Consider the following 2,964-nt stretch of genomic DNA (forward strand, 5'->3'; position numbering starts at 1 on the left):
GCCACGTGGCAGATCAAACACGATGAGCACAGCGACATTGGCAACGAGCGGGTGACCCGGATCAAGGCCAACGATCACCTTAGTGTCGATGGCGAGAAGCGGGATCAGATCAAGGGCGATTACTCGCTGACGGTGGCTAGCAGTCAGCACCAGAAACTGGGGCAAAGCTGGCTGACTCAGGTTGGCCAAGAGGTGCATATCAAGGCGGGGGCCAAGGTGGTACTGGAGGCGGGCAGTGAGATCACCGTCAAGGCGGGAGGCAGCTTTATCAAGGTTGATCCCAGTGGGGTCACCCTGCTGGGCCCTACCATCAAGGCCAACACGGGCGGCAGCCCAGGCAGTGGCACGGGCTGGGCAGGCAAATCGCCGATTGGCCCCAACGGGGTGGCGGTGCCACCACGGCCCGATGTGCCGCTAAGCCCTGGGCAGCTGGCCACCATGAAGAGCGCCGCGCCGTTCTGCGAAGAGTGTGAGAAGTGTAAGGAGGGTGGCTGTGAGATCTGAGACCTGTACCGTTGCCGATTGGGTGGCTCAGTCCTCTCCTGCCACCGTCTATGGGATCTTGGCGGGGGCCAGTGATGCTGCCCCGCTCCAGCATTACTACCGATTAGATGGGCGCCGCACCCCGCAGGGGCTCTATCTGGGGACGGCCTATGCCCAGTGGCATGATGTGATGCCCTATCTGGTGGCGCTGGATGCCGATAGTCCCTTTATCGAGTGGGTAGCCGAGACGACGGCCACCGATTGGGGATGGCTGCTCGCCAGTGAGCAGCCGGTGCAGACGCTGTATCAGCATTTACAGGGGCTGACGCAGGTGTGGCATCAGGGGCAGCCGGTGTTCTTTCGCTATTGGGATGGCGCTTATCTGCTGCCGATAGTGACCCAGCTGGGGGATCGTTTTACCCATTTGTTACCTGAATTAGCGGGATTGTGGCTGGGGGGGCAGGGGGTGCGCTGGGAGGCGTCAGAGGCGCGGGCGCCACGGGAATTTCCATGGTGGGAGCTGCCCGACCCGCTGGCGGCCCAGTTGGCGGTGCAGGATCGCGGGACGCTGATCAACAACCTGATGCAGCAGCTGGCTGAGCGTAACGGCCAACTCTATTGGGCCTTCCCTGAAGCCAACTTGCGGTACAAGGTGGCGCGTTTTATCGAGCGTCATCCCTCCCCCGATACCGATCTATTTCCAGCGCTGGAAGCGGCGTTGATCAATGAGGTTCAAGCATGAGCAATGCCGTCTTTTTGCAGGCGATGGCCGATTATCGCAACGCCCTGACCGAGTACCGCGCCGATGCTGACAGCTTCTTTTTGGGCGATATGCTCGGCATGGAGATGGAGCAGACCATCAAGGTCGGTGACAAGACCATCAAGGCCGCATCGGGCAGCAACAAAGCGCAATCAGTGGTCACCCAGTGCCCGTTAAGCGGCACCCTGCGCTTGGTGCACATGTTTGAATCGACCCGTTTTATTCCTATCGGTCATACCCCCTACAAAGTGGAAGCGGTTAAGCGGGGGCCGCGTGGCCATTTTATCAGCGAAAAAGTGGTTAAAGAGGGGACGCTGGATGCCAAAGGGATTGCCGAGATCGGCAACCTGACGCCCGGTCAATCTTATCGGGTGACCTTCTACCCCAATGTCACGAAAAGCGATTTAGATGGCCTGTTTAGCTCATACCAGACAGTGCAGGCGGATCTGGCCGCTTGGTTGGAACGGCAGTGGGCCTCGACTCATCAACCCGCGTGGCGTAATTATCAAGGCAGTGGCAGTGATGGCCTTGCCGTCGCCGCTGGGGCGCTACGCGGACTTGGCAAGGCGCTGGCCTCGGTGTGGGACGACTTGGTCGGTCTGTATGATCTGCTGGCGCATCCGATGGAGAATGCGGAGAAGCTGCTGGAGTTTGGGGTGAACGCGCCCGACTTAGCCGCCGCTGGGGCGGAGAAGATCGAGAACGCCATGCTGGTGTTGCAAGATGAAGCGCTGCTTTATCTGTATGTCTATGCCCTGGTGAGCTGGGTCAAGATGCTGCCCCCTGATGAGCTGGCCGAGTTTGGTACTCAGATGGTGGCCACTGTGCTGCTGGATATATTGATTGGGGTGGTGTTGACCGGTGGCGCAGGGCTTGCCATACACCATGGTGGCAAGGCGGTGACCAAGGTCATGGGGGCGACCAAGCAGCAGGATAGGCTGGCCGAGCTGAGTGCTGACTTAATCGAGATGTCGCAAAAGCACAACTTGGCGGCTCACGTGCAGGCGGCCAAGCCGGTGTTGGTGAGCGGCCATGTGCCGCTCAATCCGCTGAAAAAAGCCGATTTGACGTTAACGGATAACCAGGCGCCGACCGCGGTCAAACAAGCGACGGCCGTTGCCCGCCAGCCTGAGCAGCACACCAAGATTGAGCAGGTCAATCGCACTCCTGATGATTCCACCCCAGCAACTAACTCGGCAGGGGATACCAATCAGTCAGCGGCCAAGACCTGCACCGACGGTTGTCCGGTGTCGATGGTGACGGGGGAGGAGCTGCTGGCGCTGACCGATGGCGAGTTGCCGGGGTTGCTGCCGTTTCGCTTTGGTCGGCTTTATCGCACCTCGGCAGTGGAACAGCAGTGTGGCCTTGGGCCGGGGTGGAGCCATGGGCTGGCACATCGGCTGGCGCGCAGTGGCGATAGGCTAACGTGGTGGGATGAGGAGGCGCTGGCCATCAGCTTGCCGATGCCCACCCAGCAGCGGCCGATGGTGACTAACCGGCTGGCCGAGGCGGCGGTCTATCTGGGGGATGAGGCCAACGAGGTGATTGTGGCCAAGGCGGGCTCGCCGTTTTTGCACTTCACCCTGACGGGGCAGCAAGGGCGGTTATCGGCGTTATCAGACAGCTATGGCAACCGCTTAACGGTGCGCAGCGATGAGCAGGGGCGGGTCTATTGGCTTGAGCACGCTGGCGGATTGGCGCTGCGCCTCGGCTATCAGAAT

The 2,964-nt window shown here is 60.6% G+C and carries 3 protein-coding genes; all 3 read left to right on the forward strand.

Annotation, left to right across the window (positions count from 1 at the left end):
• Positions 1 to 504: bacteriophage T4 gp5 trimerisation domain-containing protein (locus tag CUC53_RS16930; RefSeq protein WP_167386787.1), on the forward strand; the 504-nt coding region annotated here is incomplete at its 5' end.
• Positions 494 to 1,225, forward strand: coding sequence for a DUF4123 domain-containing protein (locus CUC53_RS16935; RefSeq protein ID WP_100295215.1), 732 nt, complete (start codon positions 494 to 496; stop codon positions 1,223 to 1,225). The genes CUC53_RS16930 and CUC53_RS16935, both read left to right, overlap by 11 nt.
• Positions 1,222 to 2,964: DUF6531 domain-containing protein (locus CUC53_RS16940; protein ID WP_236757958.1), on the forward strand; the 1,743-nt coding region annotated here is incomplete at its 3' end. The genes CUC53_RS16935 and CUC53_RS16940, both read left to right, overlap by 4 nt.

Source organism: Aeromonas cavernicola, assembly GCF_002795305.1.
GTDB lineage: Bacteria > Pseudomonadota > Gammaproteobacteria > Enterobacterales > Aeromonadaceae > Aeromonas > Aeromonas cavernicola.